The sequence below is a fragment of the Croceitalea rosinachiae genome, from assembly GCF_031846445.1.
Taxonomy (GTDB): Bacteria; Bacteroidota; Bacteroidia; order Flavobacteriales; family Flavobacteriaceae; genus Croceitalea; species Croceitalea rosinachiae.
On the sequence record NZ_JAVRHR010000001.1, the window covers coordinates 1,146,300 to 1,170,779 of the forward strand.

At 38.0% G+C, this 24,480-nt stretch carries 21 protein-coding genes; 12 read left to right on the top strand and 9 right to left on the bottom strand.

The window, feature by feature from the left end; genetic code table 11:
• Window positions 1–77: 77 nt before the first annotated feature.
• Window positions 78–431 carry a DUF2652 domain-containing protein gene (locus tag RM706_RS05210; protein ID WP_311349968.1) on the bottom strand — a complete coding sequence of 118 codons (354 nt, stop codon included), beginning with the start codon at window positions 429–431 and terminating at the stop codon, window positions 78–80.
• A gap of 322 nt (window positions 432–753) precedes the next feature.
• Between RM706_RS05210 and RM706_RS05215 the strand changes: the two genes are divergently transcribed.
• Both RM706_RS05215 and RM706_RS05220 read left to right on the top strand, forming a co-directional pair.
• Window positions 754–1,518, top strand: coding sequence for a DUF6090 family protein (locus tag RM706_RS05215; RefSeq protein WP_311349969.1), 765 nt, complete (start codon window positions 754–756; stop codon window positions 1,516–1,518).
• 39 nt (window positions 1,519–1,557) lie between these two features.
• Complete coding sequence (locus RM706_RS05220) at window positions 1,558–2,589, top strand: serine hydrolase domain-containing protein (protein ID WP_311349970.1); 1,032 nt, start codon at window positions 1,558–1,560, stop codon at window positions 2,587–2,589.
• A gap of 219 nt (window positions 2,590–2,808) precedes the next feature.
• Here RM706_RS05220 and RM706_RS05225 read toward each other — a convergent pair whose 3' ends face one another.
• From RM706_RS05225 to nirB, 6 genes are read right to left on the bottom strand one after another with little or no spacing between them, the layout of a single operon-like run.
• Window positions 2,809–3,177 carry a DUF7009 family protein gene (locus RM706_RS05225; protein ID WP_311349971.1) on the bottom strand — a complete coding sequence of 123 codons (369 nt, stop codon included), beginning with the start codon at window positions 3,175–3,177 and terminating at the stop codon, window positions 2,809–2,811.
• Window positions 3,167–3,760 (bottom strand): precorrin-2 dehydrogenase/sirohydrochlorin ferrochelatase family protein, encoded by a 594-nt coding sequence (locus RM706_RS05230; RefSeq protein WP_311350457.1) that lies wholly within the window; start codon window positions 3,758–3,760, stop codon window positions 3,167–3,169. The genes RM706_RS05225 and RM706_RS05230 overlap by 11 nt, the downstream gene beginning before the upstream one ends.
• Window positions 3,747–5,567, bottom strand: a complete 1,821-nt coding sequence (locus RM706_RS05235) for a PAS domain-containing sensor histidine kinase (protein WP_311349972.1) — start codon at window positions 5,565–5,567, stop codon at window positions 3,747–3,749. Before RM706_RS05235 ends, RM706_RS05230 begins: the two co-directional genes overlap by 14 nt.
• 25 nt (window positions 5,568–5,592) lie before the next feature.
• Window positions 5,593–6,183 carry a DUF4202 domain-containing protein gene (locus RM706_RS05240; RefSeq protein ID WP_311349973.1) on the bottom strand — a complete coding sequence of 197 codons (591 nt, stop codon included), beginning with the start codon at window positions 6,181–6,183 and terminating at the stop codon, window positions 5,593–5,595.
• Between the two features lie 24 nt (window positions 6,184–6,207).
• A complete protein-coding gene (nirD, locus tag RM706_RS05245; protein WP_311349974.1) occupies window positions 6,208–6,585 on the bottom strand; it encodes a nitrite reductase small subunit NirD in 378 nt (125 codons plus the stop codon).
• Between the two features lie 24 nt (window positions 6,586–6,609).
• Entirely contained in the window at window positions 6,610–9,129 is a 2,520-nt protein-coding gene (nirB, locus tag RM706_RS05250; RefSeq protein WP_311349975.1) for a nitrite reductase large subunit NirB, read from the bottom strand.
• Window positions 9,130–9,250: 121 nt separating this feature from the next.
• Between nirB and cobA the strand changes: the two genes are divergently transcribed.
• The 10 genes from cobA to RM706_RS05300 all read left to right on the top strand — a co-directional run bounded on the left by cobA (window position 9,251) and on the right by RM706_RS05300 (window position 22,362).
• A complete protein-coding gene (cobA, locus tag RM706_RS05255) occupies window positions 9,251–10,027 on the top strand; it encodes a uroporphyrinogen-III C-methyltransferase (protein WP_311349976.1) in 777 nt (258 codons plus the stop codon).
• Window positions 10,028–10,188: 161 nt separating this feature from the next.
• Window positions 10,189–10,563 (top strand): group I truncated hemoglobin, encoded by a 375-nt coding sequence (locus tag RM706_RS05260; protein WP_311349977.1) that lies wholly within the window; start codon window positions 10,189–10,191, stop codon window positions 10,561–10,563.
• 321 nt (window positions 10,564–10,884) lie between these two features.
• Window positions 10,885–12,279 (top strand): CmpA/NrtA family ABC transporter substrate-binding protein, encoded by a 1,395-nt coding sequence (locus RM706_RS05265; RefSeq protein ID WP_311349978.1) that lies wholly within the window; start codon window positions 10,885–10,887, stop codon window positions 12,277–12,279.
• A gap of 11 nt (window positions 12,280–12,290) precedes the next feature.
• Complete coding sequence (locus tag RM706_RS05270; protein ID WP_311349979.1) at window positions 12,291–13,397, top strand: ABC transporter permease; 1,107 nt, start codon at window positions 12,291–12,293, stop codon at window positions 13,395–13,397.
• Window positions 13,398–13,406: 9 nt separating this feature from the next.
• The gene (locus RM706_RS05275) at window positions 13,407–14,246 is read left to right on the top strand and encodes an ABC transporter ATP-binding protein (protein ID WP_311349980.1); all 840 of its coding nucleotides are present in this window, start codon (window positions 13,407–13,409) and stop codon (window positions 14,244–14,246) included.
• Window positions 14,247–14,263: 17 nt separating this feature from the next.
• On the top strand, window positions 14,264–15,088 hold the full coding sequence (locus RM706_RS05280; protein ID WP_311349981.1) for an ABC transporter ATP-binding protein: 825 nt from the start codon (window positions 14,264–14,266) through the stop codon (window positions 15,086–15,088).
• A gap of 30 nt (window positions 15,089–15,118) precedes the next feature.
• Window positions 15,119–16,417 (top strand): alginate export family protein, encoded by a 1,299-nt coding sequence (locus RM706_RS05285; RefSeq protein WP_311349982.1) that lies wholly within the window; start codon window positions 15,119–15,121, stop codon window positions 16,415–16,417.
• A gap of 118 nt (window positions 16,418–16,535) precedes the next feature.
• On the top strand, window positions 16,536–17,222 hold the full coding sequence (locus tag RM706_RS05290) for a response regulator (RefSeq protein ID WP_311349983.1): 687 nt from the start codon (window positions 16,536–16,538) through the stop codon (window positions 17,220–17,222).
• Between the two features lie 163 nt (window positions 17,223–17,385).
• Window positions 17,386–20,919, top strand: a complete 3,534-nt coding sequence (locus tag RM706_RS05295) for a molybdopterin-dependent oxidoreductase (protein WP_311349984.1) — start codon at window positions 17,386–17,388, stop codon at window positions 20,917–20,919.
• 9 nt (window positions 20,920–20,928) lie between these two features.
• On the top strand, window positions 20,929–22,362 hold the full coding sequence (locus tag RM706_RS05300) for a rubredoxin (RefSeq protein ID WP_311349985.1): 1,434 nt from the start codon (window positions 20,929–20,931) through the stop codon (window positions 22,360–22,362).
• A gap of 73 nt (window positions 22,363–22,435) precedes the next feature.
• Here the strand turns inward: RM706_RS05300 and RM706_RS05305 are convergent, their stop codons facing one another.
• Entirely contained in the window at window positions 22,436–23,311 is an 876-nt protein-coding gene (locus RM706_RS05305; RefSeq protein WP_311349986.1) for a sugar phosphate nucleotidyltransferase, read from the bottom strand.
• A gap of 11 nt (window positions 23,312–23,322) precedes the next feature.
• On the bottom strand, window positions 23,323–24,390 hold the full coding sequence (locus RM706_RS05310) for a GHMP family kinase ATP-binding protein (protein ID WP_311349987.1): 1,068 nt from the start codon (window positions 24,388–24,390) through the stop codon (window positions 23,323–23,325).
• Window positions 24,391–24,480: the final 90 nt, after the last annotated feature.

Genomic DNA, 24,480 nt, shown 5'->3' on the forward strand with positions numbered 1-24,480 from the left:
ACTTTTTGTATTGAAGTTTTTCTAGAAAGCCTCTTAAAAACGAACGATTTTCAAGACAATATTTTCTAAAAAAATGTTTAGCTTCTTGCTAGAGGTATTGCAATGATCTTTAGTTGAAGGTTTGGTGCTTCCGCACATGCATTGCACGGACATATCCTGTTTTTTCTCAGCAGTTCGAGGTGACTATAGAACGCTGTGAACATAGATGCAATTTGTGCCAGTAAAAGTTCCTGTGATGGAATCATTTCTTCTTTATAAAAGAAAAGTGCATCCCCTTCAATTTCAGCTAATTGTAAATCCAATGTGTTGGCTCCAATGAGTATTTCCAAAAGCTCGGCAATGACATTCTGGCTATAATTGACCTCCGTTCTTTCGATGAACTCGGTGAATCTTGATATGTCTGGAATAAAAAGTAGGGATTCCTTCCTCATTTTTAATTACAATATTATTAATTCATTTGCATCATCTAAAGTAGTATTGTCGAAACGTTTTAAGTAAATTTCTGTAATCCTAAAATTTATCGCGATTACGGTGATTACGGATATTATTTGCTATCTTATTTATGAATTTATTCTTCGAAGGGTGGTTTTCTTAAGACCTTTATTCGGATTGAAATGGACTTCAATGAAATTCTAAAGAACAAAACTTCAATGTCCGACCTGAAGTAAGAATAGCATAACTTAAAGTTGATTCTATGGTTAATTCCCATCATTTTATTTATATGAAAGCAACTTTTGAAATCCATAAATTAAGATGAAAATCTTTCGAAAAATCCGCTACGAACAAATCGAAAATAATAAAACAGGTAAGTATTTAAAATACGCCATTGGCGAAATTGTTTTGGTGGTCATAGGTATTTTGATTGCCTTGCAAATCAATAATTGGAACCAAGCCAAAAAGGATAACAATGCTTTAAAAGAGTATTTGGTTAAGATCAAGTCTCACACAATAGAAGACCTTTATAAACTGGACTCGATAGCAAGGGGTAGAACACAAATAGCCGAGCTTTGTAAAAAGGCCCGTGCAAGTATCTTGGATAAGACAGAACACGAGAACCTTATTCTTTTTATGTCTAGTGGGTTTGCCTTTGCAGATTTATATTTTAAACCGAATACCGGGGGCTATGAAGCATTAAAAAATTCAGACTATTTTGGAAAAATCAACAATACACCATTGGATTCCCTCTTAACCAGATACCATAGTTTAATTGAAGAAATTGCAGCAAGCGAAGGTAGTTATAACGATTATGCAAAAAGTCAGCAGGCATATCTTTCTACCCAGTTCGATAGATCTCTGATGCTCGCTTATGCTTTTGTGCCACCAGATTCCCGAAAAATAAGGGCGACAACGCAAGCTGAGTATTTTGAGGATTTTGCAGCATATACATCGGCCGCCCCCTATCGGAACGTGATTAGTTTAGCAGCCTGGCAGTTTGATACCATGGTTGATCTTTATACTCAATTAAAAGATTTAGGCGAAAACGTAATTGAGGAAATAGATGCTATTAATAATGAATAAGTTCTTTCGACCCATTTGTCAAACTCTAGAGAAGAAAAAATGACCAAGAAACAAATAAAGAAATTACTCCAAATACTATTTATTGCTATAAGCATAGGCTCCCTGTACTTCGTGCCATGGATATTGGTAAAGGCATGGATTTTACCATTGCCCGATACCGTTCAAGAACAAGTGGATGAAGCCATTGGTCATGGGTTTGATGGAATGATTGTTTATGTGGACGAAGCAGGAAAACCACCTGCATTTTATACGGCAGGTTGGAAAGACCGAGAAAACAAAATACCTGCCGATCCAAAATCGTTGTTCAAAATTGCCAGTATAAGCAAATTGTATGCTGCCGTTTCTATCACGAAACTGACCAAAGACGAACGTTTGTCCTTAGATGAAACGGTCGCTGATTACTTTCCAGAACTTGTGGGTCGAATCGAAAATGCAGAAAAAATTACTTTGAGAATGATGGTGCAACATCGCAGCGGTATTCCCAATTTCACCGATAATCCGAAATATTGGGAAAATGAACAAGAAAATGGTAAAAAACCCCTTGATTTTGCTCTTGATTTACCAGCTAGTTTTGAACCTGATGATGGGTATGAATATTCTAACACCAATTATTTATTGCTTCGAGAGCTTATGGATAAAGTATTGGGTTATAGCCACCAACAGTATATCAAGGAGAGAATATTAATGCCACTCGAACTGAAGAACACTTTTTTTTCGATAAACGAAGTCGATTTAGATGATGTAATGAGTGGCTATTATGTTGGATATGATGAAGATTTTAAAGCTAGGGAGTATGGAATGTTAGCTACTGCAGAAGATGTGGGCATATTCTTGCGGGCCTTAAACGATGGTTCTGTGTTTGATGAAGGAGAGCAGGAAATTTATCCCTATGAATACGATCATGGAGGTTTGGTTGTTGGCTATCAGAGCCTTGCAGAATACCACAAAGATATAGATGCGGTTGTTGTTCAATTTATCAATACTACTGATTTTAATGGATATGAATGGAACCTCTCAGAGATTGTAATCAACCGTATTGTCAAAATACTGAGAAAGAATAGGAGCTCATAAAAAATATAAAATTTGTAATAGAAATAATTTCATTGGTCTTGATTTCTCGTTTCTAAAATAAGAAGACTAACAAAGAACAACTTAAAAGAACAGAGGTGTTTAAAAAAGAAAATAAGGCGATTAATTTGACATGGAAACTACTGATAGAAAAACCAAAAAGAGACGTTTTTTAAATCAATTTAATCAGAACCAGATGAGAATCTTATCTTTTCAGTCCTATCAGGGTTTTAACCTCGGATTCGGGTAATTATCTGACTGATCTTCAACAGTCTCATCTAAACAGGTAAAGTCTTTTTCTACTAAAAGGGAAAGCTCAGTATCATCAGCCCAATCTACTTTATTACTGTAACCAACCCGATTACTACTTGCCCATGTTTTTTGGGCTTCAGCAGGGATGTGCACTGTAATGATATCATCAATGAAATCCGCTTCAAGCTCGGAGATTCCCATTTTTGATTGCAAACAATAGGTCAGCGCCTTGCTCCCAAAGTAAGTGGTTTCAGAGAGAGAGCCGGCTTCGCTAAAAGTTTCAACTTCTGTTTTCGTTAAGCGTAGCCTTACTGAATTTCCTTTGATTCTAATTTTCATTACTATCTTTTTTATTGACCAAACCTTTGGTGAACTCATTCAGGGTTTCCACTTTTTCTTCAAAATCACCCTTGATTGTCTTTCGATATTCATTTAGGTTTTTGACGAGATCATCTATATTTTCTGGAATTACATCTTCAAAAAACTGTCGAAGACGCTTTGCTGTGGTTGGAGATTTACCATTGGTAGAAATGGCAACTTTTACATTGCCCTTGGTTACGATTCCGCCCATATAAAAATCGCAATAGGGGGGGTTGTCGGCCACATTGACAAGAATGGCCCGTTTACGGCAATCTGCATACACTTTTTCATTCACTTTTGGCACATCGGTCGTGGCGACCACAATGTGTTTTCCCTTTAAAAATGATCTGCGGTATTTACCCTTGAACATCTTCACACCATGATTTTTAGCTAATTTAACAGTTGCTTCACGATATATCGGCGAAATCATCTCTACCCTTGCGTTGGGGCTCGATTTAAGCAAAAAAGTCAATTTCTCTTCGGCTACATTGCCTCCACCCACAATTAAAACCTTAAGATTATTGACCTTAAGAAAAACGGGATATAGCTCATTTCGTTCCATTGATGTTTTCATTACTAAGATTGTAGTTTATGGTCACTCTGGTGCCTTTGCCAGGGGTTGAATTTATAAATAATCTTCCATTAATATAACCGATGCGTTCTTTCATAAAGAAAACTCCCATACCGCCTTCACTATTATTTTTTGGAGCCTGATTTAAAATTGCCGGATCAAAGCCATTGCCATCGTCATCAACGACTACACTAAGAAGGGTATCGGTGTGGTTTATGGTTACTAAGATGTAATTTGGATGCGCGTATTTAATAGCGTTGTTAACAGCTTCTTGGGTCACCCTATAAATATTGGTTTCCGCCAGTTGATCAAAACGGATATTCTTTTTTGATTTGTTTTCGAATAAGATATTTTTTCCAGTCAATTTGCTCAATTCTTGAGTCATTTTTTGAAGTGCAGGGAAAATGCCATGGTCTTGTAGTTCAGGCGGGGTCAAATTAAAGGTTGCCGTACGAACCCCTTTGATAAGGTCTGAGGTCAAGGTCTTTAGGTAAGTAATTTTTTCCTTTGTCTTTTCCTTTTGGTCAAGATTTATAGATTCAATATTGAATTTCAGCGCCGTTAACATCTGGCCGATACCGTCATGAATATCTTTGGCGATGCGTTTACGCTCTTCCTCCTGGCCCTCTACGATTTGACTTGCCTGCAATTGTTTTTGACGAATACTTTCTTCATAACTCTGCTTGGTGAGCTCTTCAATCTTTAACTGGTTTCGCTTTCGTTCGGTAATATCAGAGCATAAAATAAGGATACTCTGTTCCAAGTTTGATTGGCGCATGGGGATGATAGACATATCAAGCCATAACTTATTACCCGAAGCTGTTTTCACTTCTATTTCTTCAGACCGAATATGTTTACGTCTGCTAATCATGATTTCACGTAGGTATTGCTGTTGACCTTCTTCTTGGGTCAAAATCTCAGAAAGAGGGTGGTTTAAACTATCTTTGGTTTGCTCCAACAGGGCAAGAAACTTTTTGCTCATAAAGACTATTGAACCATCTTTTCGTGTACTGGCAAAAAGCGCAGCATTATCAATAACGAAATTTAGTTCTTGAAGCTCAACAAGAGACCGTTCTTTTTCAACAAAAAGCTTTTTAATTTCCGCAGCATCGTCTTCTGTCTTCTTTTGACTTGATATGAGTTTTGAAATGGTCTCTTTAATTTGCAATGAAAGAGGGCGAAAAATAAAGACAATCTCAAGAAATAAAATCAAGAGCGAGAAGGCAAATAACAATAATTCTTTCAATTTCAATTTTTCTAGCTGTGCCTTGCTAAGCTCATCATATTCGTTGACGATGCCATCCATTTTTTTTAAAAAGGGCCGCTCATTTTCAAGCAATACGGCGATTTGGCTCTCAATGCTGTTATCATGTTCCAAAATATGTTCGACAGCTTCAACCATAGCTTCATGGTGAGGATTTAAATCTTTAAATAGCAGTATGATTTCGTTGTTCTTTTCTACGGGTAGACCAATGCTATCATTACCCTTTTGTAGCCCTAGATGAGAGACCTTCCAAACCTTTAAGGTTTCTTTTAAATTGGAAAGTATATTTTGTTTATCAGTATCGTCGGCTTTTTGCAACAACAATATTTCTTTCACCAACTTTTGACTAAATGCACGTTGGCGCCCGGCCACATTAATAACACGAGAATCGGTCAATTGTGAGGTCAAATGTTGTTGAATGAGTACTTGGGCAAAAATGATGGTTATAGCGATACCGGCCAAAGCAAGTAGATACCATTTCTGAATCCTAAGAAATGTCGTCGTATCTAATGCCAGTTTTTTGGTTTTTTCCATCATCGCAGTACCTAATCTAAGCCATTTAGGCTTTTAGTGCTTGGTCAATCAAATTTTTTGAGGTCTTCGAAAAGGATATTTGCAATGCAGCTTGTCGCCCTTTCTCTGACATTTTTCCCCATGTTTTTTGAAGAATATCAATTACCTTTTCATTTGGATGCTTTGCCGCAAAGGGCTCAAAATAGTATTGTAAGAACACCAGACAGATAACATCTTCAAGTGCTTGTGTTTCAGCGCTTTTTTTCAATTGTTTTTTTAAGAGTAAAAAGGCCACCTGTTTGATGGTATCTTCATCATAACCCACCTCGGTCAAGATGGTTCTAGCCTTTTTAGCATGGAATTTTTTTAGGTCCTGCCGCCATCTAAGATAACCTGGCTTGTTCATTTCATATTGATTGCGAGGTATTTCCCAGCGGCAAATATGTTGACAGCGCGCAGTGAGTTGAAGGGCTTCGGAGGCATTTGGTTCAAAATCATTGAGAACCGCGGTCATTCTTTCTGCATACAAAAGTTCTTTGGGATATGGAGCCCCACCGAATACTTCTATATTGGGGTCTTCGCTATTTGCTTGATCAAAGCGTTGAAAAGCATCTTTTAATTTTTCAGATAGTGCCATTTAAATACATCGTTTTTCAGAAGGTTACTCTGAAAAACCAAGATACACAAAACCTTCTTCTATTTTAACGGGATAAGTGGCAATTGCTGGTAAATCACCATTTAAATTAACACCATCTTCCAACGAAAAGGTTTTTTTGTGCATTGGGCAGGCTACTTTTGGGATTCCCTTATCATCTCCAATCATACCTCTGCTCAATACCATTTCCATTTTATGTGGGCATAGGTTTTGACATGCGTACCACTTGTTTTTTCGAGCAAAATTAAAAACGGCAATTTGCTTGTTTTTGTATTTTACGCAAGCCCCCCCATCTATGGGGAAATCTGCTACAGCCGCTGCTTTGTACCAAGTTTTAATGCTTTCTAATGGAGTGCTTGTATATTTTTCTAATAGTTCTTCCATAATTTTCTAAGGATTAAAGGGAAACTAGTAATTCCATTGTTGTGGCATTTTTTGTTCTCGCATAGGAACAAAAACCAAGTTGTCATCTTCTTCTTCACTGTTTACAAAATGACTAAAGCGTTTCATCATTTCTGGGTCATTAACAGCTTGTGTCCACTCACATTCAAATTTATTCACCAGAGTTTGCATCTCTTGCTCCAAATCTTCTGCAATACCCAATTTATCATGAACAATGACCTCTTTTAAGTGCTCCACGCCTCCTTCAAGGTTTTCTTGCCAAGAGGCCGTACGTTGTAATGGTTTTGCGGTACGCATGTAAAACATTAAATACCGATCTAAATACTTTATTACAGTTGCATTATCAATTTGTTCTGCTAATAATTTAGCATGGCGTGGTGTTGCCCCGCCATTTCCACCAACATATAGGTTCCAACCACCTTCTACTGCGATTAAACCAAAATCTTTACCTCTTGCTTCTGCACATTCTCGAATACAACCAGATACACCACCTTTAATTTTATGAGGAGCCCGTATACCACGGTAACGGTTCTCTAGCTTTATCCCAAAACTCACACTTTCATCCATGCCATAGCGACACCAAGTGGAACCTACGCAGGTTTTCACTGTGCGCAAGGATTTTCCATAAGCGTGACCACTTTCAAAACCATGACTAATTAATTCTTTCCAAATTAAGGGCAATTGATTTAAGGTAGCACCAAATAAATCTATCCGGACTCCACCTGTAATTTTAGTGTATAAATCATATTTTTTGGCAATTGCCCCTAAGGCAATTAACTTGTCTGGGGTAATTTCTCCACCAGGCACTCTAGGAACAACAGAATAGGTTCCATTACGTTGGATATTTGCCAAAAACCGGTCATTGGAGTCTTGGATAGCATATTCTTTATTTGCAGTATCGCCATTTATGGAGGCCATTAAAGATGCAATGACAGGTTTGCAAATTTCGCAACCGTCCCCTTCATTTCCATGGGTATCTAAGACTTCATTAAAAGTTTGGTATCCCTTGACCTGTATAAGACTATATAATTCCTGACGATTGTAATCAAAGTGCTCACATATGGTATCTTTTACTTCAATACCTAAAGATTTTAAAGTAGCTACAGTTAAGTCCTTTACCATTGGTTTGCAACCACCACAGCCCGTACCTGCTTTTGTACAACTAACTACACCTGCTAAATCTTTTGCCTCACCGTTTTCAATAGCGCCACAAATCTGCCTTTTGCTAACACTTTCGCAAGAACATACTTGCGCTTCATCTGGTAAATCCATCACATTCCCTAAAGAAGTGGAACCATCACTTGCAGGAAGAATTAGCTGCGCAGGGTTTTCTGGTATTTTCATACCGTTTAAATACATTTGATGGAGCATATTGTAATCTGCAGCATCACCAACCAATATTCCGCCTAATAAGGATTTTCCATCATGACTTACATTTATTCGCTTATAGGAGAATTCGGTTTTATTCTCAAAAATGATAGAATGTCCTTTAGAAGCAGGCATAAAAGGCTCACCAAAACTTGCTACATCTACGCCAATTAATTTTAGTTTAGTGGACATATCAATGGCTTCTGCCATTACGATATTTGTATTTCCAATAATTTGATTTACCGCTACTGCTACCATTTCGTATCCAGGAGCGACCAAGCCATAAATCATTTGATTGTAAAGTGCAATTTCTCCAATGGCATAGATGCTGTCGTCGGAAGTTTTCATTGTATTATCTACAACAATACCGCCTCTAATACCAACATCCAACCCACAAGCTTTAGCAAGTTCATCCCTTGGTCTAATACCTGCCGATATAATGAGCATATCCACATCTAGAATATCTTCTTCACCAAACTCCATTCCAGTGATTTTACTATCGCCTAGAATTTGGTTTGTTGCCTTACTTAAGTGTATGTTTAGTCCAATGGATTCTAATTTTAGTTGAAGTACATTACTACTTCTTGCGTCTAACTGTCTTGGCATTAATTTAGAAGCGAATTCTACTACGTGAGGCTCTAATCCCATATCTAAAACTGCCTTTCCGGCTTCTAGCCCTAGAAGCCCGCCGCCTAAAATAGCAGCTCTTCCATTGCTTTTTTCTGCATTTATCTTTTGAGCATAGGCCATCATATCCTCAAGATCTTCAATAGTCCTGTATACAAAAACACCTTCTTTCTCTACACCCTTAATAGGTGGCACAAAAGGTGAAGATCCCGTGGCCATAATTAAATAGTCATAGGAAAAAGTTCGATTTTTAGCTGTAGTAATTTTTTTATCAGTTCTATGAATTTCGGCAACACGTTCCCCTGTAATTAATTTGATATGATGTTTTGCGTACCATGATGCTGGAGCCATTTCCAGCGCTTTGGCGTCTTGATTGTCAAAAAAGGCGCTTAAATGAACCCTGTCATAAGCTGGCCTTGGCTCTTCGCCAAATACGATTAGCTTAAATTCTTGAGCTTTCTCTTGTGCTACAAACTTTTCACAGAATTTGTATCCAACCATTCCATTACCAATAACAAGAATTGTTTTCATAGGAGCCAATTAAATTGAAAAAACAATATTACGTATAATTACGTATTTTTTATATAATTATATCAAAATAATTACGTACTCTTGTTGCCATATTGCTAATAGGAACTAAGAAATAATTACAATGAAGCAATCATCAATAATTCCAAAAGTTACCTTGGTAGGTGCTGGCCCTGGTAGTAAAGACTTAATAACAATAAGAGGTTTAAGAGCTTTGCAACAAGCAGATATTATTCTGTACGATGCACTTGTGGACAAAGGGTTGTTAAATGAAGCTTCTGCTAATACGCCTAAAATATACGTAGGAAAACGATGTGGGCATCATTCCATGGTCCAGGAAGAAATTAATGCTTTACTAGTGGCGTCCGCCTTTAATTATGGACATGTTGTACGTCTTAAAGGCGGAGATCCTTTTGTTTTTGGAAGAGCCTCCGAAGAGATTGAACATATAGAATCTTTTGGAATACCAGTAGGCGTAGTTCCAGGGATAAGTAGCGCCATAGCAGTGCCAGCAAATCAGGGGATACCTTTAACAAAACGAGGAGTAAGTGGTAGTTTTTGGGTGGCTACGGCAACTAAAAAAGAAGGGTCTTTTTCGAACGATTTACGTCTTGCAGCACAGTCATCAGCGACCCTGGTAATATTGATGGGGTTACGAAAAATAGATGCTATAGTTACACTTGTTAAGGAATTTAGAGGTGGGTTAACCCCATTAGCTGTTATACAAAACGGAACCTTGGAAAATGAGTTTTGTATGGTAAGCACATTAAATAATATGGGAGATATAACCTCTAATTTGGATGTTTCACAGCCTGGTATTATTGTTATTGGTGACGTTGTCTCAGAACATCCTACTTTCTTTGAAGACGAAGTACAGCGGGTTATTGCATCACAACTATAGTTAGTAAATCATTAAAAACCCTTATGAAATTTTTAGTAGTATTTAGAATATATACCGTTGATTTATAGAATCACTAAAAATGCAACAAACGCTACTTGCTTTTTAGATTTTACGTAATAATACTTATAAATTGATTTGGATAATTAAACTCAACACGTAAAATGGAACAACAAGAACCTCTTTTTGACCGCCTAGGCGGTATGGACGCAGTTAATGCTGCAGTAGACATTTTCTACACCAAAGTATTAGCTGATGAAAGTATAAGTCATTTTTTCACGAATACGAATATGAAATATCAAGCTGGAAAACAAAAAGCATTTTTGGCCTATGCTTTTGGATGTCCTATGGGGTATACAGGAAAAAGTATGCGAGAGGCACATGCGCATATGAATATTACTGAAGATCATTTTAATTCAGTAGCAGAACACTTAGTCTCTAGTTTAGAAGAGTTGAATGTGCCTGGGGATATGATAGATGAGGTAGCGGCAATTGCTTTAAGTACAAAAAAAGATATTGCAGTTGCAAAGACCGAATAGGTCTAGAATCACATTTTCGAACAAAAGTAAATAAGGTCAGCAAACTACTGTTTTAATAAAGTCCGTATCGGACTTTATTAGTTTCAGGGAATCCTACGTTCCGCAAAAGCCTTGCATATTCCATTGTCTCAAACAATAATTTTGAATTTCACAATTTGGAATAAGGATTTTTTTCAATTCACAATTTTTCAAAAGGTTTTCGATACAAGTAAATAAAAATACGTATTAAAACGTAAAATATTTAATAGCTACGTATTAATACTTAAATAAACCATTATGTTTGTTACAGATAAAGAACACAATCTTTTAAAACATATTATTATGAAAACAACCATGAAAAATTTATGCAGCTTACTAATGGCAGGAATGTTATTAATAGCTTGTGGCGGAAAGAAAGAAAAAAAATCGAAAGATTTAGCCGAAGCGAATACAGAGACGACCACGTCGCTCGAAATAGAAAAGCCACAATTGACCTTCGGTTTTATTAAGCTTACCGACATGGCGCCTTTGGCCATAGCAAAAGAAAAGGGATTTTTTGAAGATGAAGGATTGTTTGTTTCTGTTGAGGCCCAGTCAAACTGGAAAAATGTTCTGGATCGCGTAATCGACGGTCAATTGGACGGTTCCCATATGTTGGCTGGTCAGCCCATCGCTGCTGGCGCAGGCTTTGGAAGGCAGGCTGATTTGGTTACTCCTTTTTCTATGGATCTGAACGGAAATGGAATTACAGTATCAAACGATGTATGGTCAAAAATGAAACCCAATGTACCTACTGATGCTGAGGGAAAACCGGCACATCCGATAAAAGCAGATGCTTTAAAGCCGGTAATTACTGAATATAAGAATAACGGAAAGCCCTTTAAAATGGGAATGGTTTTTCCGGTATCAACACATAACTATGAGATTAGATATTGGTTGGCTGCAGCTGGGATTCATCCAGGAATGTATACCGCAGATAATGTACAGGGACAGATTGATGCAGAGGTATTATTATCAGTAACTCCACCACCACAAATGCCGGCAACTTTGGAAGCCGGAACCATATATGGGTATTGCGTTGGAGAACCTTGGAATCAGCAAGCGGTATTCAAAGGAATTGGAGTGCCGGTAACCACGAACTATGATATCTGGAAAAACAATCCTGAAAAAGTATTCGTAATGACAAAGAAATTTGTTGATGAGAACCCAAATACTGCAATTGCCGTGACCAAAGCGTTGATTCGTGCCGGAAAATGGTTGGATGAACCGAACAATCGTGCAGAAGCAGTGAAGATTTTGTCAATGTCACAATACGTAGGTGCCCCTGAAGAAGTTTTAGCAAATTCTATGACAGGTACATTCGAGTTTGAAAAAGGAGATAAAAGATCAATGCCTGATTTTAATGTATTCTATAAGTACAACGCCACTTACCCTTTTTACTCTGACGGTATTTGGTTTTTGACCCAAATGCGCAGATGGGGACAAATTCCTGAAGCCAAGCCAGCAGGTTGGTATCAAGAAACTATAAAGGACATCTATAGACCAGATATTTGGAAAAAAGCCGCTGATATCTTGGTGACGGAAGGTCATATTCCAGCAGGTGATATCCCAACTACGGATGGTTATAAGCCGGCTTCGTCAGACTTTATTGATGGTAACAGCTATGATGCCAAAGATCCTATCGGATATATCAACAGTTTTAAAATCGGGAACAAGGACGAAGATTCTTCCTTATAAAATCTATACCAATGAAGCAAAGTGTAGCAGTACCCAAAACATCATCATTTAAACTAGCGGATACTTTAAAAGCGCTCTTAGCAAAGTTTAAGGTAAAACCACCAAAATTTGAGTTTAATACAATATTGAAAAAGCTCATTATCCCTTTGGTGTCCATCGTCGCATTTTTTGGCCTCTGGCATTTTGGAGCAGATTTATTGCGCCAGCGCGAAATTGATTTTCGAATTGAAAAAACGTTACAAGATCAAGGTCAAGTAGCTGCAGACGCTATGGCTGACTGTTTTGCGGGTAACGGCACAGATTGTCAAACTAATACCTTGCCCTCACCAAGTCAGGTTTGGGCTTCGGTACAAACATTGGTTGCAGATCACTATGTTATTAAAGCAGACAAGGCAGCCTTCGTTGAAAAAACTGCGGCAGTAAATGCACAGCGCGCAGAGCAAGGCAAATCGGCAATCGTATACACGGGAAGACCATCTTTTATTGATATTGTTTTAACCAGTTTAAAGACCGTTTTTGCAGGGTTTTTGTTAGCGTTTTTTATTGCTGTACCAATTGGAATTGTAATTGGGTTGAGCGATACCTTGCGCAACGCGATCAACTGGTTTATACAGGTTTTCAAACCAGTATCCCCCGTAGTTTGGTACCTCCTGGTTTTTATGATTGTAAAGACCTTATTGATAGGTACGAGTTCTGATAACTCTTTTGTGATTTCATTTATAAGTGTGGGCCTATGCTCTATGTGGGCAACTTTAGTAAACACGGCTATGGGCGTTTCTTCAGTGGACAAAGACTATATCAATGTGGCCAAAGTTTTGAAATTACGCCCTCTTCAAAAAGTATTTAAGGTGATATTGCCTTCTTCTTTGCCTTTGATTTTTACAGGACTTCGTATAACACTTTCTGTAGCTTGGATGGTATTGATTGCCATTGAATTATTGGCGCAAAGTCCAGGTCTTGGTTTATTCGTTTGGGAAGAGTTTCAGAATGGGGCAAATGATTCAAATTCAAAGATCATAGTCGCCATGTTCGTTATTGGAATTATTGGATTCTTATTGGATCGTATTATGTTGATGATTCAAAATACGGTGTCCTTCAATAAAAATGCAACTGCTTAAAACCTAGATATGGCTTATTTAGAACTTAAAAATGTTTGCAAGACTTATGGACAAGGGTTAAATACCACCGAGGTATTGAGCGATATCAATCTTTCTATAGAAGAAGGAGAATTTGTGGCTATCGTTGGCTTTACAGGAAGCGGAAAAACGACCTTGGTCAATCTAGTCAACGGATTATTGCAACCGACAAGTGGTGAGGTATTGTTCAAAGGAGAACTTGTGAAAGACACCAGTCATGAAAGGGGTGTCATTTTTCAAAATTACTCGTTGTTGCCATGGTTGACCGTTGGTCAAAATGTAGCAATGGCTGTTAAAGAGGCGTTTCCAAAAGAAAATAAGGCGGTCATTCAAAAAAGGGTAGCAGATTATGTGGAGATGGTGAGTTTGACACCAGCAATGAACAAAAGACCCAAAGAACTTTCTGGTGGTATGCGACAACGAGTTGCCGTCGCCCGCGCCTTAGCCATGAATCCAGAGATGATTATAATGGATGAACCACTGGGGGCATTAGATGCCCTTACTAGGGGAAACTTGCAAGATGAGATTTTAAATATTTGGACAAAGGATAAACGAACTGCTTTATTGATTACCAATGATGTTGACGAAGGTATTTATATGGCTGATAGAATTATTCCATTGCGACCTGGACCAAAAGCTACATTAGGACCAGAATTTAAGATTGACATTGACCGCCCAAGAGATAAAACAGAATTAAATGATAATGCGGAATACAAGAAAACAAGAAATGCCATAATCGCTTATTTAATGGGCATTGGCGAAGAGCGAAAAGCGGTCTCAAAGCTAAATTATGAACTGCCTGATTTGAGTCCGAAGAGTTTTGTGGCCTAACCTTGAAATAAAAAAAGATGCGTACAACTACCATAACAAAAGAGACAGATGTTGAAAACGGAATTGTTTTTCCTTCCAACATCATGTTGGACCTTAAAGAACTTAAAAAAGTCTATCCAACACCAAAGGGAGACTATGTGGTTTTAGAGGACCTCAACCTTCAAATTATGAAGGAGGAGTTTGTTACTATTATTGGCCATTCAGGCTGTGGTAAAACAACAATGCTATCCATGATTGCCGGTTTAAATCCTATTTCTGGGGGCAATATTGCCATACTAGGAAACCCGGTAAAAGGTCCAGGGCCAGATAGGGGAGTCATTTTTCAAGCACCAAGCTTAATGCCTTGGATGACGGCACTTCAAAATGTATTGTTGGGAGTGAATCGCGTATTTCCTCATGCGACGAAGGCACAAAGAAAAGACATCGCAAAATACTATTTGCATAAAGTGGGCCTTGAGGGTGCTTTTGACAAAAAAGCGAATGAACTTTCGCAGGGTATGCAACAACGAGTAGGTATTGCCAGGGCATTTGCCATAAAACCAAAAGTTTTATTGTTGGATGAGCCATTCGGAATGCTGGACTCACTGACCAGGGGTGAGTTACAAGACATCCTCATAGAAATATGGAATAAAGAAAAAATTACAGCGGTTATGATTACTCACGACGTTGATGAAGCCATCTTTTTGGCAGACCGTGTTGTAATGATGACAAGTGGGCCAAGCGCAAAAATAGGGGATATCCTTACTATTGATTTTGAACGCCCACGAACCAGAAAATCAGTATTAGAGCACAATGACTATTACAATTACCGGAAACACTTAATCGACTTTTTAGAACACTAACAATCAAAAAAAATTAAAAACCAGTTTATCATGAAAAAACAATATGGATTAGTTATCCTAGTTATCCTATCGGTACAATTAATAAATGCCCAATTCACTTTAGATGGGCAGTTTAGACCACGAGCAGAATATAGAAATGGATTTCAGACATTGATTCCAGATGCAGCAGACCCAGGGTTTGCAATTAATACTAGGGCTAGATTAAATGCCGGTTTTACGGCAGAAACCTTCAAGGTTTATTTGAGTATACAAGACCTTTTGGTATGGGGTGAAAACCCACAGATAATTCCCGTTGATTCTAATAACTCCTTTGCCATTTTTGAGGCATGGGCAGAACTACAACTAGGTTCAGGGTGGTCTACAAAACTTGGTAGACAAGTACTTTCTTATGATGACCAACGCTTTTTCGGAGGGCTCGATTGGGCGCAGCAAGGCCGAAACCACGATTTGGCCATGATAAAATATAAAAAAGACAGTTTCATTATGGATATTGGCTTGGCGTTTAACCAAGACCTAGATGATAATGGAGGGCCTTTGTTTGGGTTCCAAAATCAAGGCACAACTTATCCGGCTAACAATCCCTTTCAATACAAGACCATGCAATATCTTTATGCTAAGCAAAAATGGGAAAGCTTTTCCGCAAGTTTGTTAGCGGTCAACTATGCCCATCAAAACTTTGATGCCAATGGCGAGGCCGATGGTGTAAACAGCCTTCTTACCTTAGGTTCACACCTTAACTATAAAAAAGGCAGTTTTGGAGCTGCCGCCAATGTTTTTATTCAATCAGGGACTTTTTTTAATGGAAGTACTGATGTAAAAGGCGCCTTTCTTTTGGGCCTTGATTTGTCTTACAAGGCTTCCAGTAAGTTAGGCTTGGGTGCAGGAATAGAGATAATCAGTGGCGATGACGCCGATACGAACGACAAAACCGAAGCTTTCTTACCCACCTTTGGCACCAATCATAAATTTAATGGTTTTATGGATTATTTTTATGTGGGCAACCATGTCAATACTATTGGTTTATTCGATATTCACGCAAGTGCTAATTTCAAATTAGGCAAGAAAGGAAGCCTTTTTGCTAAAGTGTTGAATTTTTCTGGTCAACAAGACCTGCCAAGTGGAGAGAATGCGCTAGGTACTGAAATTGATTTGGTATATACACAAGGCTTTAAAGGTTTTGCTCTAAAAATAGGATACTCTCACTTGTTCCCGGCTGATGGCATGTATGAACTAAAGGGCATTACCGAAGAATTGGCATCAGATACCCAAAACTGGGCATGGGCCATGTTGATTATTAAGCCTAAATTTCTAAACACTGCCAATAACTAATTTGTTTTTCCTTATCAAAAAGGAAAAAAGATTTTGCTTCAAGGGGTTATTGCACTCATAATTTAGTACAGTAGCCCCATTTTTTAGTATGGTTTAATTTTAACTTACATTTGTTAAGATGGACGAAGCCATACTTCAAAAAACCACCAAGATAGTACTTGCAGATGACCACGCACTGGTTCGCGATGGTATTCGTGCTTTGTTGGAAGAAGAAACGAATCTTGAGGTTATTGGTGAGGTGTCGAACGGTATTGAGGCCATGTCTATGGTGGAGAACAAAGCCCCTGATATTTTGATTATTGATATTCGTATGCCTAAAATGGGAGGCATAGAAACTGTGGCAAAATTGAATGCACACAAGACGACGACCAAGTGTATTATTCTTTCCATGCATGATTCTGAGGAGTATATTTTAAAATCTGTGAAGGCTGGGGCAAATGGCTATTTGTTAAAGGATACCGATAAAAACGAATTTATCAAGGCCATTCACACTGTGGAAGAAGGGGGCAAATATTTTAGTGGAGATATTTCAAATGTTTTGGTCAATAATCTGCTCAACCAAGGATTACCAGATGAGAAAGCACAATCGTCCAAGACAAACAAAGCAAATACCTTTGATCTTACAAATAAAGAGTTCAAGGTATTAGAACTTATTCTTGCCGGATATACCAATAAAGAAATCTCAGAAAAGCTTCACAATAGTAAGCGTACCATAGAGACCCATCGTTTTAACCTTATGCGAAAGATGGAAGTCAAAAACTTGATAGAACTTTCAAAGAAGGCTGGAGAAGCAGGTTTGATATAGTATTTACTACTTCAATTCACGCGTTGAGGAACTCCCAACATTATTAATAAAAAATTGCGATTCTAGTAGAATAATATCTAACTATTATGAATTATACACTACGTATTACTACGTAATTTTATAATTTTCCCTTTTAGGAAGTCCTACCAATACCATGTTTTGAATGCAAAAAAAAGAAAGCCATAATACCATATGTTCCTATTGCGGAGTGGGCTGTGGTATAACGGTTAATAAGGATAACAATGGTGCCCTCAGTGTGGTAGGTGATGATGAATACCCCGTAAATAAAGGGATGTTGTGCTCTAAAGGTAAAAACCTGAATTACGTTGCCCAAGATACGAGCGATAGAATTTTACATCCTGAAATGAAATGGAGCCGAAACCATCCATTACAAAGGGTTACATGGGATATCGCCTTTAAACGTGCCGCCGCTGTGTTTAAAAGTATTATTAATAATTATGGTCCGGATAGCGTGGGTTTTTACGTCTCGGGACAATGTTTGACGGAAGAGTATTATCTCGCCAATAAATTGACCAAGGGTTTTATAGGCACAAATAATATAGACACTAATTCTCGTCTATGCATGAGTTCTGCTGTGGTAGGATATAAAAAAGCAGTTGGTGAGGATGCTGTTCCTATCTCTTATGACGATATCGAACTTGCCGACTGTTTCTTGATTGCAGGGGCGAACCCGGCATGGTGCCATCCCATCTTATTCAGAAGGTTAGAAAAGCATAAAGAAAACAATCCTAAGGTTAAAGTATTGGTGGTAGATCCAAGGAAAACACAGACATGTACTTTGGCAGACCTTCATTTGCAAATATTACCAGGCACGGATGTTGTGTTGTTCAATGCTATCGCACGTTGGTTAATTGAACGCAAGAAAATAGACACCAGCTTTATTAAAAAATATACTTCCAATTTTGAAGCATGTAAACAAAGTGCATTTAGTTTAACCTTAAAAGAGGCTGCAAAACATTGTGGAATCACCGTAGAGGAAATAAAAAAAGCAGCTAAAATTATAGGTAGTGCCAAGCGCTTTATCAGCATGTGGACCATGGGTCTGAATCAAAGCGTCATTGGGGTGGACAAAAATGTTTCGCTATTGAACATATCATTATTGACCGGGCAAATTGGAAAACCTGGTTGCGGGCCTTTTTCATTAACGGGGCAGCCCAATGCCATGGGCGGGCGTGAAGTTGGAGGAATGGCAAGCCTTTTGGCAGCACATCGTGATTTGAACAATGCCAACCACAGAAATGAAGTACAAGAGTTTTGGGGCGGTAAACCCATTAAAAAAGAGGCTGGCCTTACCGCCACAGAAATGTTCGATGCTCTGGATAGTGAAAAACTAAAGGCTATTTGGATTATCTGTACCAATCCGGTAGTGAGCATGCCCAATGCTAGAAAAGTAGAAGCAGCACTAAAAAAAGCAAATTTTGTGGTGGTTCAAGATATTTCACATAACTCAGAAACAACCAAATACGCCGATATTTTGCTACCTGCCGCTGGTTGGCTAGAAAAAGAGGGTACAATGACGAATTCTGAACGTAGAATCAGCTATTTGCCAAAAGTTATTGACCCCCCGGGAGAGGCTCGGCCAGATGCTGAAATTTTATGGAGGTTTGCTCAAGAAATGGGCTATTCTGGCTTTGACTATACTTCTGCCAGTGAAGTTTATGATGAGTACTGTTTGATGACCAAAGGCACGAATATTGATATTTCAGGTCTTTCTTATGAACGATTAAAAAACGAGGGTAGTTTTCAATGGCCCGTGCCACATAAAACCCATAAAGGTACCCCACGACTGTTTCAAGATCAGACATATTTTACCATGAACGGCAGGGCTCATTTCAATGCACCTAAGCAAATCTACAATCAGTCAGAAAGAACCAATGCAGAATATCCATTGATATTGAATACGGGTCGTATACGTGATCAATGGCATACAAGAACAAAAACAGGCAAAGTCAAACGTCTATTGACGCATATACCAACCCCATATCTTGAAATGAATAAGGTAGATACTTATTTGAACAAGCTCAATGAAGGAGATATTGCAGTGGTAACAAGCAGAAGGGGAAGTGTTAGGGTAAAAGTGAAGATTAATTTAGATATCCGCGAAAAGGTAGTCTTTATGCCCATGCATTGGGGCAAGATTTTGAACAGTGATTTTAGTAGGGCCAATAACCTGACCAATAATCTTGTAGATCCCATTTCAAAAGAACCTGATTTTAAGTATTGTGCAGTTCGCGTAGAAAAATATATCAAACCAAAACAAAAAATAGTTGTTATCGGTGCTGGGGCTGCTGCATATCGCTTTATACAATCTTATCGTGAGAAAAATGAAGACGACGAGCTACATGTTTTCTCAAAAGAAGCCTATCCATTTTACAATCGAGTATTGTTGCCCGAGTATGTGAATGAAGAACTACCATGGGATGCCCTATTAAAGTTGAAGCAGGGAGAATTAGAGAAGTTACGAGTCAACTTATACCCATCGAATGGAATAAGCGCTATAGATACTGAAGCAAGAACAGTAACCGATGATAATGGGCTACTGCATAGGTATGATATTTTGGTCATTGCTACAGGTAGCAGGGCATTTGTACCTGCTGATGTACGTATGGATTTGCCAGGTCGCTTTACGATGCGCGAACGAACCGATGCCGACAGATTAAAAAGATATTTAGATGAAACCGGTTTGCCCCCAAATCAACAGCATGTAGTCATTGTAGGTGGAGGTCTTCTTGGATTGGAACTTGCGGCATCGTTGAAAAAAATAGATATCAATATTAGTATCATTCAACGTGCCCCTCGGTTGATGGAACGTCAGTTAGACCCTGTGGCCAGTCGATTGCTTGCAGAAGATGTAGGGGAAAGGGGCATACAAATTTATTTTGATAATGAGGTAAGTACGATTTTTGAGGAAAACCAAGATGGACACAACCTACTGGTCACGCTAAAAACAGGTCGTACTATAAGTTGTAATGCTATAGTCTATTCCATAGGTACCCGACCCAATATTGAGTTGGCAAAACATAGCGGATTAAAGACGCGAAGAGGTGTTGAGGTGAATCCATATATGCAGACGAGCAAGCCTGAAATTTTTGCTCTTGGTGAAATTGCAGAATTTGAAAATACACTTTTTGGGATTACTTCGGCCGCCGAACAGCAAGCTGATATTGCTGCGAACTATTTGTTGGGCGATTTGAGCAGTATTTATTCGGGTTCGGTATTAATGAACATCTTGAAATTTGAGAACCTTGATTTGTGCAGTATAGGAATGGTTAATATTCCGCCAAAAGACAATTCTTATGAAGAAATCATTTTGATGGATGTGCGCAAACGATTCTACAAAAAGTGTATTGTTAAAGATGATACCCTTAAGGGAGCCATTCTAATGGGGGATAAAAATGAATTTGCGGAATTCAAGCGTTTGATTGAAGAACAAATTGAACTTTCGGAAAAAAGGGATGAATTGTTACGGGGTAGTTCAAAAACGGCACCTTTAAAAGGTAAACTGGTCTGTTCATGTAGTCAAGTTGGTGAAGGAAACATTAAAGAGGTTATTTCCAATGGCCGTACAAATTTTGCTGACATTTGTTCAGAGACCGGGGCTGGCCTTGGTTGCGGAAGTTGCAAGCCAGAGGTTAAAGCACTTTTGGATATGGAATTAAAATCAGTGGCTACCTAAATAAGATTTATGGAAAATAATGATCTATACCGTATACTTTTTAAAGGGGGTGTTACCTCACCTGGTGAACTAAAGGACAGTATCGCTATGTTGGTCTCTGCAGGTCTAACCGAAGTATTTTTTGGTTCACGACAAGACCTTCTTTTCCCCTTAAAACATAATAATGAGCTAGAACTTGAATGTGAATCAAAATTTAATACCGATATCATTGGTGACAGGAGCTATCAAAACATCGTGAGTTCATACGTCGCGGCTGACATATTTGATATGACCTATTGGCTCAAAGGGTCTACGTATCTCTATATTTTAGAACAATTTGATTATTTACCAAAGCTAAAAATCAACATTACTGATCCTAAACAAAGATTAGTACCCATTTTTAGCGGGAATCTTAATTTTATAGCTTCTGAACAAGAAGATTATTGGTATCTGCATGTAGATCTTCCACATTGGAAGAAACCCATGTATTTATCAGTATTGGTATATACCTGGGACATTATAAAAATATGTAAAGCAGTTGAAGAGATTTCTGAAGAGGCAGAGAATATTGAATCTCTTTTCTATATGCTCAACCAACGAACCGATGCCAATCATAGGCATATGGATAAGGCCTTAGAAATTCCGTATTTGACTTTTCCTTACTATGAGGGAATGAATCGAATGGGACTAGATCAATATTGGCTTGGACTGTACTGGAGGAATAATCGATACAACCTTGATTTTTTAAAGGAATTTTGTGGTTTCTGCCTCGATAATGGAGTTGGGAAAATCTGCATTACACCTTGGAAGTCCTTCATTGTAAAAGGCATAAAACAAAACAGCAGGCCTGATTTGGAGCGTTTTTTAGGGCAATGGGGTATCAACGTAAGGCACTCGCAATTAGAGATGAATTGGCACCTGCCGGTAGATGATGATGAAGCACTAGAATTGAAAAAATACTTGGTTCGTAGTTTTGACCAAAATGATATTAGTACTTATGGACTCACTTTTGGTATAAGTAATGATGTCGGTAAGCGATCTCACTTTTCTTCGGTTATTATCGAGAAGAACCAACCTCCCACTATTATAAGGAATTTTGAGGTGCGACCTACATACAATGTATTGCACTTTGAAAGTTTTGACCCCAATACAAACAACTATATTACTTACGCCCAAGATATCGATAAGATTGAGCTACCTGGTTTATTAATGGAACTTAGCAAAAAGTACTTTCACCAGTTGGGGACTTTAAAAAACAAGGAAACTGAGGTTTCCGATAAGGAAATAATATTGAACGAGGTATATCAATGTCTTTCTTGTATGACCATATATGACCATAGTTTTGGCGACCAAAAAAACACTATTGCGAAGGGAACAAAATTTAATGATCTTCCTGAAGATTATTGTTGTTCTGTATGCGGTAGTCCGAAAGGGGATTTTGCCCTTGCCGAATTGGAATTTTAAATACCCTCTACAACTAAATAAGTTAAAGAGGGATTATTTCAAACGAAAAAGCCTTCATAGATACGTGGGCTTTTTATTTCCAATCTAGCCCATTAGGATAATGTTTCTTTAAATATTCATTGACAGTAGCAATATCTTCTTTACTTGTCAAATCAATCACATGTTCGGAAATTGGAATGACCTCCACACTTCTTGGAATCTCATTAACCATATTCAATAAAGCTGTAGGTAGTTCTTTTTCATTTCGTTGTGGGTGGACTGGACAGTTTTGTAGAAAAGGGTAAAATAGGTCGCCATTGAATCTGAAAATATTCATACTGACCCTTAATTTTTCTTCAGTATCATAATAGTTCAATACTTCTTCATCGGATGGTTTTTCTATAATATCGATTAGACTATTGTCTTGACCCACTTTCATTAGGGCAAATCTAGCAATTCGTTCTGTAGTATATTTAAGACTATCACGGTCATAACCAGCTAGCGCGTTGGGCGCTTTTGTTTTTCTTAATGCCGCAAGTATGTTTTTAGAATAAAGGTTGTCACAATTACATACGGTAAACATACTTGACCGTAAAGTAGGATACTGTTCTAAAGCTTGAAAAACCCCATCAGCAGTGCCAAAGGGCTTTACTCTTCCGTCAGGAATATATTGCCGGACAAAAGAGATAATAAGCCCTTTGAAGTTGTTTTCACGCTCTTTTTTCCCATAAACTTCTTGAAACAGCGTATCATTTTCACCAATGACCATATAAATATTTAGGTAACCAGCCATTTTTGCGTTGTTTACCAAATAATGTAAAAAAGGTATATTGCCATCTCCAATCTCAATCAGTCCCTTACTGCGTGTATTCGCCTGTTGAATAGTTTTTGAAGATAGATTCTGTCTTTCAGATTGTTTCTTCATACGCGAAGAGACACCTCCAGCTAAAATGATAAGATTCTGATTCATTGCAGTATTATTTATAATATAATGCCTTCTGATACACTGACTTTATAAGCATTAACCGCTCCTGCTTTTTTAAGTGCATTGATTACTAATTCTTCATTTTGCTCTGGCACTAATGCTACAATACAACCACCTCCGCCAGAGCCTACAATCTTGGCGCCATAGGCACCGTTTAATACGGCAGCATCAATCATATGGTCAATTCTGGGGACGGTAATTTTTAAGTCATTTTTTAAAATAAGATGGTGTGCACTCATCAGAACGCCTATACTTTTTAGGTGGAGCTTATCTCTTTGAAATTCTAATAAAGCCTTTTGAGTTATCAAATAGTTATTGATTGCAGCATTGAAATAAGGGCTAAGATGATTGGGTAATACTTTTGTATAAGTACCAATTGTCGATAGGGTTACTTTTTTAATGTCAAAACTTGGCAACTGATTTTCTAGAAACCTCAACGCTTCAATAGCTAAACTACGCCTGTCGGCAAGAAGTCCTAAGGTGTCTTTAGAGATACCTGATTCACCTATAATCAAACCTGGTAATTCTCTCTTAAATGTTTTGTAGCTGGCATTGTCATTCGTTTCAAGATAAATGATGTGGCCTAAAGCAATGCTATATTGATCCATTTTTCCTCCTGGACCATTTCTTTCTAGAACCTCGGCCTCATAGGCGATTTTAGCTAGTTCTTCTTGGTGGTACTGTTTGCCCTTTCCAAAAGCTCCGACCAAAAAACCAATCCAAACCAATAGTAAGGCTGAAGAACTCGATAGGCCAGCATTGATGGGGATAGCCCCTTTTATTGTAATATCATATCCCTTGTTGGGAAAACAATCTTGTTTTTGAAGTACTTTTAAAACTGCCGTAAATGCATCTTTTGGATCATAATTTTCAAGTTTAATGGGAACAGCAATAGCTCTATTTTCATTGATATCTATGAATTGAATTTTAATCACCTGAGATTGATTTGGGACGGCTTCTAAATAAATATGTTTGTCAATGGCACAGGCAATAATGGGTAGCCCTAAATAGTCTTGATGATCACCAAACAAACATACTCTTCCCGGGGCTTTAACTTTAATCATATAGAGAACTTAAAAAATACGATTATAAAGTTCAAATTAGGATTTTTAGGAATATAACTTGTTATTTTTGACTATATAATAGATTAATTT

Bases quoted from the DNA above. Each gene is read 5' to 3' on its own strand.
- RM706_RS05305 (WP_311349986.1), bottom strand. From the start codon at position 23,311: ATGAATCAGAATCTTATCATTTTAGCTGGAGGTGTCTCTTCGCGTATG.
- RM706_RS05300 (WP_311349985.1), top strand. From the start codon at position 20,929: ATGGAAAATAATGATCTATACCGTATACTTTTTAAAGGGGGTGTTACC.
- RM706_RS05275 (WP_311349980.1), top strand. From the start codon at position 13,407: ATGGCTTATTTAGAACTTAAAAATGTTTGCAAGACTTATGGACAAGGG.
- nirB (WP_311349975.1), bottom strand. From the start codon at position 9,129: ATGAAAACAATTCTTGTTATTGGTAATGGAATGGTTGGATACAAATTC.
- RM706_RS05265 (WP_311349978.1), top strand. From the start codon at position 10,885: ATGAAAACAACCATGAAAAATTTATGCAGCTTACTAATGGCAGGAATG.
- RM706_RS05210 (WP_311349968.1), bottom strand. From the start codon at position 431: ATGAGGAAGGAATCCCTACTTTTTATTCCAGACATATCAAGATTCACC.
- RM706_RS05260 (WP_311349977.1), top strand. From the start codon at position 10,189: ATGGAACAACAAGAACCTCTTTTTGACCGCCTAGGCGGTATGGACGCA.
- RM706_RS05235 (WP_311349972.1), bottom strand. From the start codon at position 5,567: ATGGAAAAAACCAAAAAACTGGCATTAGATACGACGACATTTCTTAGG.
- RM706_RS05225 (WP_311349971.1), bottom strand. From the start codon at position 3,177: ATGAAAATTAGAATCAAAGGAAATTCAGTAAGGCTACGCTTAACGAAA.
- RM706_RS05240 (WP_311349973.1), bottom strand. From the start codon at position 6,183: ATGGCACTATCTGAAAAATTAAAAGATGCTTTTCAACGCTTTGATCAA.
- RM706_RS05270 (WP_311349979.1), top strand. From the start codon at position 12,291: ATGAAGCAAAGTGTAGCAGTACCCAAAACATCATCATTTAAACTAGCG.
- RM706_RS05285 (WP_311349982.1), top strand. From the start codon at position 15,119: ATGAAAAAACAATATGGATTAGTTATCCTAGTTATCCTATCGGTACAA.
- RM706_RS05280 (WP_311349981.1), top strand. From the start codon at position 14,264: ATGCGTACAACTACCATAACAAAAGAGACAGATGTTGAAAACGGAATT.
- RM706_RS05230 (WP_311350457.1), bottom strand. From the start codon at position 3,760: ATGGAACGAAATGAGCTATATCCCGTTTTTCTTAAGGTCAATAATCTT.
- RM706_RS05290 (WP_311349983.1), top strand. From the start codon at position 16,536: ATGGACGAAGCCATACTTCAAAAAACCACCAAGATAGTACTTGCAGAT.
- cobA (WP_311349976.1), top strand. From the start codon at position 9,251: ATGAAGCAATCATCAATAATTCCAAAAGTTACCTTGGTAGGTGCTGGC.
- RM706_RS05295 (WP_311349984.1), top strand. From the start codon at position 17,386: ATGCAAAAAAAAGAAAGCCATAATACCATATGTTCCTATTGCGGAGTG.
- RM706_RS05220 (WP_311349970.1), top strand. From the start codon at position 1,558: ATGACCAAGAAACAAATAAAGAAATTACTCCAAATACTATTTATTGCT.
- nirD (WP_311349974.1), bottom strand. From the start codon at position 6,585: ATGGAAGAACTATTAGAAAAATATACAAGCACTCCATTAGAAAGCATT.
- RM706_RS05215 (WP_311349969.1), top strand. From the start codon at position 754: ATGAAAATCTTTCGAAAAATCCGCTACGAACAAATCGAAAATAATAAA.
- RM706_RS05310 (WP_311349987.1), bottom strand. From the start codon at position 24,390: ATGATTAAAGTTAAAGCCCCGGGAAGAGTATGTTTGTTTGGTGATCAT.